The organism is Seonamhaeicola sp. ML3, from assembly GCF_023273855.1.
Taxonomy (GTDB): domain Bacteria; phylum Bacteroidota; class Bacteroidia; order Flavobacteriales; family Flavobacteriaceae; genus Seonamhaeicola.
Genome location: NZ_CP096884.1, coordinates 3,460,935 through 3,467,789 on the forward strand (window position 1 = coordinate 3,460,935; position 6,855 = coordinate 3,467,789).

8 protein-coding genes are annotated in these 6,855 nt (G+C 34.5%); 4 read left to right on the forward strand and 4 right to left on the reverse strand.

The genetic code is table 11. The features are described 5' to 3' along the window. Positions 1-14: 14 nt before the first annotated feature. The 3 genes from ligA to M0214_RS15260 all read right to left on the reverse strand — a co-directional run bounded on the left by ligA (position 15) and on the right by M0214_RS15260 (position 3,537). The gene (gene ligA / locus M0214_RS15250) at positions 15-2,009 is read right to left on the reverse strand and encodes an NAD-dependent DNA ligase LigA (protein ID WP_248723420.1); all 1,995 of its coding nucleotides are present in this window, start codon (positions 2,007-2,009) and stop codon (positions 15-17) included. Between the two features lie 176 nt (positions 2,010-2,185). Next, complete coding sequence (prmC, locus tag M0214_RS15255; RefSeq protein WP_248723421.1) at positions 2,186-3,049, reverse strand: peptide chain release factor N(5)-glutamine methyltransferase; 864 nt, start codon at positions 3,047-3,049, stop codon at positions 2,186-2,188. Then, on the reverse strand, positions 3,046-3,537 hold the full coding sequence (locus M0214_RS15260) for a GNAT family N-acetyltransferase (protein ID WP_248723422.1): 492 nt from the start codon (positions 3,535-3,537) through the stop codon (positions 3,046-3,048). The genes prmC and M0214_RS15260 overlap by 4 nt, the downstream gene beginning before the upstream one ends. Positions 3,538-3,554: 17 nt before the next feature. Between M0214_RS15260 and M0214_RS15265 the strand changes: the two genes are divergently transcribed. The 4 genes from M0214_RS15265 to M0214_RS15280 are packed head-to-tail and all read left to right on the forward strand — an operon-like array spanning position 3,555 to position 6,266. Further along, positions 3,555-4,040 carry an LEA type 2 family protein gene (locus tag M0214_RS15265; RefSeq protein ID WP_248723423.1) on the forward strand — a complete coding sequence of 162 codons (486 nt, stop codon included), beginning with the start codon at positions 3,555-3,557 and terminating at the stop codon, positions 4,038-4,040. A 2-nt stretch (positions 4,041-4,042) separates the two neighbouring features. Next, positions 4,043-5,047, forward strand: a complete 1,005-nt coding sequence (gene ribD, locus M0214_RS15270) for a bifunctional diaminohydroxyphosphoribosylaminopyrimidine deaminase/5-amino-6-(5-phosphoribosylamino)uracil reductase RibD (RefSeq protein ID WP_248723424.1) — start codon at positions 4,043-4,045, stop codon at positions 5,045-5,047. Continuing rightward, entirely contained in the window at positions 5,040-5,648 is a 609-nt protein-coding gene (locus tag M0214_RS15275) for an HAD family phosphatase (RefSeq protein ID WP_248723425.1), read from the forward strand. Before ribD ends, M0214_RS15275 begins: the two co-directional genes overlap by 8 nt. A 9-nt stretch (positions 5,649-5,657) precedes the next feature. Beyond that, complete coding sequence (locus tag M0214_RS15280; RefSeq protein ID WP_248723426.1) at positions 5,658-6,266, forward strand: YigZ family protein; 609 nt, start codon at positions 5,658-5,660, stop codon at positions 6,264-6,266. Here the strand turns inward: M0214_RS15280 and M0214_RS15285 are convergent. Further along, positions 6,263-6,667 carry a thioesterase family protein gene (locus M0214_RS15285; protein ID WP_248723427.1) on the reverse strand — a complete coding sequence of 135 codons (405 nt, stop codon included), beginning with the start codon at positions 6,665-6,667 and terminating at the stop codon, positions 6,263-6,265. The two genes, M0214_RS15280 and M0214_RS15285, sit on opposite strands and share 4 nt — an antisense overlap. Positions 6,668-6,855: the final 188 nt, after the last annotated feature.

A 6,855-nucleotide genomic window follows, 5' to 3' on the forward strand; every position in this document is an offset into this window, starting at 1 on the left:
GATATTTTTTTGATTTATTCTATTTTTTGTAAGAATTCATACTCAGAAATCATCATTACATCGAGTTTTTCTGCTTTTTCCTTTTTACTTGGCCCCATCTTATCGCCAGCAACAATAAAACTTGTTTTAGAAGAAATCGAACTACTTACCTTTCCTCCATTATCCTCTATGAGCTTTTTTAAATCATTTCTGGATATAGATTCGAATACTCCAGACACGACAATTGATTGCCCTTCAAGTATGTTTGTTTGCCCCTCTAATTGTGCTTCAGAGAGCTCTAATTGTACCCCAAATTGTTTAAGACGTTCAATAATGGCATTGTTTTCTTCAGAACCAAAAAAGTCTACAACGCTTTCTGCAATTTTTATTCCTATTTCATCAACGTTCACGAAATCTTCCTGAGAAGCTTTTGCTATGGCATCTATACTTTTATAGTGTTTGGCTAGTTTTTTTGCCACCGTCTCCCCTACATAACGTATTCCTAAAGCATATAAAACACGTTCGAAAGGAATTTTAACAGATTGCGCTATACCTTCCACTAAATTATCAGCACTTTTTTCTGCCATTCGCTCTAGAGGAATGACTTGCTCTTTGGTTAATTCATATAAGTCCGAATAATTTTTAATTAAACCCTCACTAACCAATAAAGCAACGGTTTCACCACCTAAACCTTCAATATCCATTGCTTTTCGCGAAATATAATGTTGGATTCTTCCTGTTATTTGAGGTTTACACCCATTGTAGTTTGGACAGTAATGTTGTGCCTCGCCTTCTTTTCTTATCAATTCAGTGCCACATTCAGGACAATGGGTTATGTACACCGTTGGTGTAGAGTCGTTTGGGCGTTTGCTTAAATCCACCCCTAAAATCTTAGGGATAATTTCCCCGCCTTTTTCAACGTAAACCTCGTCCCCAATCCTAACATCTAACTTTTCAATTTGATCGGCATTGTGTAACGACGCTCTTTTCACTGTTGTTCCCGCAAGCTCCACCGGTTCTAAATTCGCAACAGGCGTAATAGCACCGGTTCTTCCAACTTGATAGGTGATACTATTTAACCTAGTAGAAACCTGTTCTGCCTTAAACTTATAGGCCATCGCCCAACGTGGCGCTTTTGATGTAAAACCAAGTTCTTCTTGCTGTTGCAGGTCATTTACTTTAATAACAACTCCATCGGTTTCATAAGGCAAATTATGTCGTTCCACATCCCAATATTCAATGAACTTCAAAACGTCGTCTATAGAATTTACCAATTTCGAAGCCTCAGGGACCTTAAACCCCCAGGCTCTGGCTTTTTCCAAACTCTCATATTGAGTATTTATACCAATATTTTGTCCTTTTATATTATATAGTAAGCATTCCAGAGGTCTTTTTGCAACCTCGGCACTATCTTGTAGTTTTAAACTTCCTGACGCCGTATTTCTTGGGTTTCTATATGGCTCTTCTCCATTGGCAAGACGTTCCTCATTCATTTTATTAAAACCATCGAACGGTAGTACAATTTCTCCTCTAATTTCAAATTTTGGTGGATAATCTCCTTTTAATTGAAGTGGCACCGATTTAATGGTCTTTACATTAGCTGTTACATTATCCCCTTGAAAACCATCACCTCTAGTTACCGCCCTGACTAAACTACCATTTTCATAAGTCAAACTCATAGAGGCCCCATCATACTTCAACTCACAGGTATATTGAATATCCCCATCAACTAATTTTTTTATTCTTGTTTCCCAATCTTGTAAATCTTCTTTAGAATAGGAATTATCTAAAGAATACATCCTAAATTCATGAGTCACCGTTTCAAAGTTTTTGGTCACCTCACCTCCTACGCGTTGGGTTGGCGAGTTAGCATCAAAAAACTCTGGGTGTTTATCTTCTAAGGCTTGAAGCTCCTTTAACCTGATATCGAACTCATAATCCGTAATTGTTGGATTATCCAATACATAATAATTGTAATTATGTTCTCTGAGTTCTGCTCTAAGTTGATTTATTTTTTGTTTTGTATTCATTTTTACCACTAATTCACAAATATTTGTTGTTAACTGAGATTAGATAACTTCATGCTTCGCTCTTCAAAAACCTCTAGCAAAAGCGCTAAGACGGAAAGACAAAAAATCTCAAAACTAAGTCCCGATAACTATCGGGACTAAATATGCAATCCTCTAAACACTGCGACTGTCTATTGCTAACTGCTTAATATTCCTTTAACCATTCTATCTTTTTTAAAGATATCCTGTTTTAATTCTATATTATTAAAGTTATAATCTTTCAATAATTGAAGCATCTCTTTTCCTAAATATTCATTGATTTCAAAATACAATGCACCATCAGCCTTTAAATTCGTTTTGGCAAAACTGCAAATAGCATCATAAAACAACAATGGATTATCATCTTCAACAAATAATGCCAAATGAGGTTCATTATTCAAGACATTTGGTTTCATTAGCTCCTTTTCTTTTTTCCGTACATAAGGCGGATTGGAAACAATCACATCAAACTTTGGTCCTCGGTCTTCGGTCATCGGTCTTAAAATATCATCCTCAACAAATTCGACATCAACCTTATTGAGTTCAGCATTATGGCTAGCAATTTTTAAAGCCTCTTTACTAACATCTAAAGCATATACTTTAGCTTTAGGTAGCTTTTTTGCTAAGGTAATAGCAATGCATCCGCTTCCAGTACCAATGTCCAATATTTGCAGCCCCCTGGATTCTTCGCTACGCTCTGAATGACAGCCAACAATCCAATCAACCAGTTCTTCAGTTTCGGGCCTTGGAATCAAGACAGATTCGTTCACTTTAAACGACAATCCAAAAAATTCGGTTTCTCCTAATATATATTGTATCGGTTTTTCTTGACTCAATAAAACTAGAGCATCAAAAATAGAATTGGAATTATCTACCTCCAAATTCACATCCATAGCCAATTGCAATCTAGAGATTCCATAGTAAGCCTCGGTTATCATAAAAAAGAAATTATCTATTTCTTCCTTAGGGTAGATTGAATTTAATTCTGAATGGAATTTATTTTGAATGTCTTTTAATTTCATAAATCCTTTATCATCCAAACTCCACAACTATAGTGCCCCGTATTTCCCAAGGCAGCATCTAGATGTTCAAAACCATAACTTTCATAAATATGAATGGCAGCTTTTAATTGTGGTGCCGATTCTAAATAACATTTTGCATAACCTAAATCTTTAGCAGCCTCTAAACAGGTTTCGAACATTTTCTTACCAAGACCTTTAACTCTTACTTTTGGAGAAAAATACATTTTTTGAAGCTCACAAATACTGTTGTCAAAATCTTTTAAAGGTTTGATTCCTGCACCACCCAGAACCTCACCGTTATTATCAATTACAAAATACACATCGTTAGCATTTTGATAAGACTCAAACATCCTTGGCGTTTCTTCATCTTCATAAGCCGTACCCTCTAATGGAATTTTAAACTCATGAAAACATGCCCGAATAACTTGCTCTAGCTGAGCATTGTCTTGAGGCTGAATTTCTCGAATAACAATAGTATCTTTACTCACTTTAAAACGGTACTTTTATGCAAGTGAAGATACTTAAATATGAAATTATGAAAATATGGGCTTTCATTATTTTATCAACAATATTATGCTCGGGATGCTCTGTAAAAGAAAAGCCCGAATTCATAAAAGTAGAAAATATAAAGGTGTTAGAATCCACCTCTAAATATGTTACAATTACTGCCGATGCTTTTTTCTTAAACCCCAACGATATAGGAGGCGAATTAAAAACCGATGCCATAAAAGTTTATGTAAACGACAACGAAATGGCTACCGTTTCAACCGAAAGTTTTAAAGTCCCTGCCAAAGCCGAGTTTTCTATTCCGTTAAAAACTCAAATACCAACAGATAGCATTTTAAGCGGGAAAAGTATTGGCGGATTAATTAATAGTCTGTTCAGTAAAAAAATAAAGGTTCAATATAAAGGCGATATTGTTTACAAGGCTTTGTTCTTTTCTTATAAGTACAGTATCGAAAAAACCGATAAAATAAAAATTAAACTATAGCTTTGGAAAACCATGAGTTGTATATAAGGCGCTGCATAGAAATTGCCAAAAACGGATTAGGAACTACAAGGCCAAATCCTATGGTTGGCGCCATTATTGTTCATAATGATAAGATAATAGGCGAAGGTTATACGAGTCCTTATGGAGGCTCCCACGCCGAAGTTAATGCCATTAAGTCCGTTAAGAATAAAGTACTTTTAAAAGCGTCTACTATTTACGTCACCCTAGAACCTTGTTCTCATCATGGAAAAACACCACCATGTAGCGATTTAATCATTAGAAATGAAATTCCCCATGTAGTTATTGGCTGTTTGGATGACAACGAATTAGTTGCTGGTAAAGGCGTTAAACGATTAAGGGAAGCTGGTACCAATGTTACCGTTGGAGTTCTAGAAAACGAATGTAGAGAACACCACAAGCGTTTTTTTACCTTTCACAATAAAAAACGCCCTTACATTATTTTGAAATGGGCAGAAACTGAGGATGGATTTATAGCGCCCCAAACTAAAGATGAACAAAAGCCCGTTTGGATCACCAATAAGCGCTCTAGGCAATTGGTACATAAATGGCGAGCCGAAGAACAAGCCATTTTAGTTGGCACTAATACGGTTTTGCAAGACAACCCAAGTTTAACGGTTCGTGATTGGACAGGGCAAAACCCTATTAGAATTGTAATAGACAAAGTCAACAAACTTTCTAGGGATTTTAAAATCTTTAATAATGATGCTGAAACCGTTGTGGTTTCAAATGAAACTATCGATTTCAAAAAAAATGTGGGGCAACAAATTTGCGACCTATTATTTGAAGGCAACATCAATTCGGTAATCATTGAAGGGGGCAGTAAAACCCTTCAAACATTTATAGATGAAAATCTTTGGGATGAAGCCAGGGTATTTACGGGAAGTAATACTTTTAAAAGCGGTACAAAAGCACCAAAGTTTTCAGGGAACTTAATTTCTGAAACCAAAATAAATACCGAGATTCTCAAAATTTTTAAAAATGATTAGCACCATTATTTTTGATTTCGGTAACGTATTCATAAACTTAAATGATGCCTACACAATAGACTATATCAAGCATTTTGAATCTTCCGAACATTTTGATGACATCATAAAAACCAATCTCTTGTTTGAAAAAGGAGAAATTTCAAAGGATACTTTTTTGGCAAATTACCAATATTATTTCCCAGAACAATCCAAAGGTGACATTATTAGCAAGTGGAATTCTATCTTAGCAGATTTCCCAAAGCATAGATTAAACTTTTTAAAGGATTTAAAAGAAAACGCCTCTTATAAATTAATCTTGTTAAGCAACACAAACGAAATTCATATCGACTGGATTAAAGAAAACATCCCTTTCTTTGAAGAGTTCAAGAATTGTTTTTACAAATTTTACCTTTCTCATGAAATTAATTTAAGAAAACCTGATGAGAGTATTTTCAAATATGTACTAAACAAAAACAACCTAAATGCTGAATCATGTCTTTTTGTTGACGACAACAAAAGTAATATTGAAACTGCAAAAAATTTGAACTTTCACTCGTGGCACATAAACCCAAAAACCGAAGACGTTTCAACATTATTCAACACTAAAAGTTACTTGTTTTAATTTTTTATTTTGAAAGAACAGGACACTTATCAAACCATAACCTCAATAACTGGAAGCATTTTGTTTAAGGACAAAAACAGTAAATTTATTGGTTATGCCTACCCTGTTGCAAATGAAGATGAGGTTAAGAAGCACATCGAAGCTCTAAAGAAAGAACATCATGCAGCTCGCCATTGGTGTTATGCTTACAGAATTGGCACAGAATCCTTTTTATTTAGAGCCAATGATGATGGCGAACCCAGCAATTCTGCAGGTATGCCCATTTATAATCAAATCCAATCTTTTGATGTTACCAATATTCTAATTGTGGTAGTTCGTTATTTTGGCGGCGTTAAACTTGGTGTTAGCGGACTAATCAATGCTTACAAAACCACAGCTCAACTTACTTTAGAATCATCTACTATTGTTGAAAAAACAATTAATGTCGACTTTTTAGTTTCTTTTGGTTACAAAAACATGAATACAGTAATGCGTATTGTAAAAGAACGAAACTTAAAAATAACCAATCAAAATATGGAAATGGATTGTGAGATTATAATATCGGTAAGAAAAAAAGATGCCGAGGCCACCTATAATAATTTCAATAGACTATACGAAGTAACAATAAAAGCGCTTTAATATAACCTATCTACGACATCCAAAATATACTTTGGAGCTCTAGTTGGTCTATTCGTTTCTTTATCTATAAAAACTAAAGTTGTACTTGCTGTAGTTAAAACTTCACCTTTTTCATTTGTAATTTCATAGTTAAATTCAATCTTAGCGGTTGGCCTGTTTTTAAGTTGAGTTTTTACATTAATTACATCGTCATAACCTGCTGATTTTTTATAATTTATCTTTAAAGAAACAACTGGAAGCATGATACCGTTTTCTTCCATGGATTTGTATGAAATTCCCATCTTCCTAAGCCACTCAATTCGTCCCATTTCAAGGTATAACGCGTAATTACCATGGTATACTACACCCATTTGGTCTGTTTCACCATATCTCACCCTTATTTGTATTTCGTCGAATTTCATTCTTGTTTTTAAATATTTTTTTGTAGTTTCGGAAAGCAAATAAACATGAGGAAAAATTTCTAGAAATTCAATATAATTTGATTTTTTTTTTAAGAATTTTGTTCACATATTTGCCATGGGAACGGGGGAACAAAACGGGGGTCTCTTTCTTTAAAACTAACTAACAAACAAACCTGAAAATTTAACCA

Excerpts from the sequence above, each read along its gene's own strand:
- M0214_RS15265 (WP_248723423.1), top strand. The coding sequence starts at position 3,555 with ATGCAAGTGAAGATACTTAAATATGAAATTATGAAAATATGGGCTTTC.
- ligA (WP_248723420.1), bottom strand. The coding sequence starts at position 2,009 with ATGAATACAAAACAAAAAATAAATCAACTTAGAGCAGAACTCAGAGAA.
- prmC (WP_248723421.1), bottom strand. The coding sequence starts at position 3,049 with ATGAAATTAAAAGACATTCAAAATAAATTCCATTCAGAATTAAATTCA.
- M0214_RS15285 (WP_248723427.1), bottom strand. The coding sequence starts at position 6,667 with ATGAAATTCGACGAAATACAAATAAGGGTGAGATATGGTGAAACAGAC.
- M0214_RS15275 (WP_248723425.1), top strand. The coding sequence starts at position 5,040 with ATGATTAGCACCATTATTTTTGATTTCGGTAACGTATTCATAAACTTA.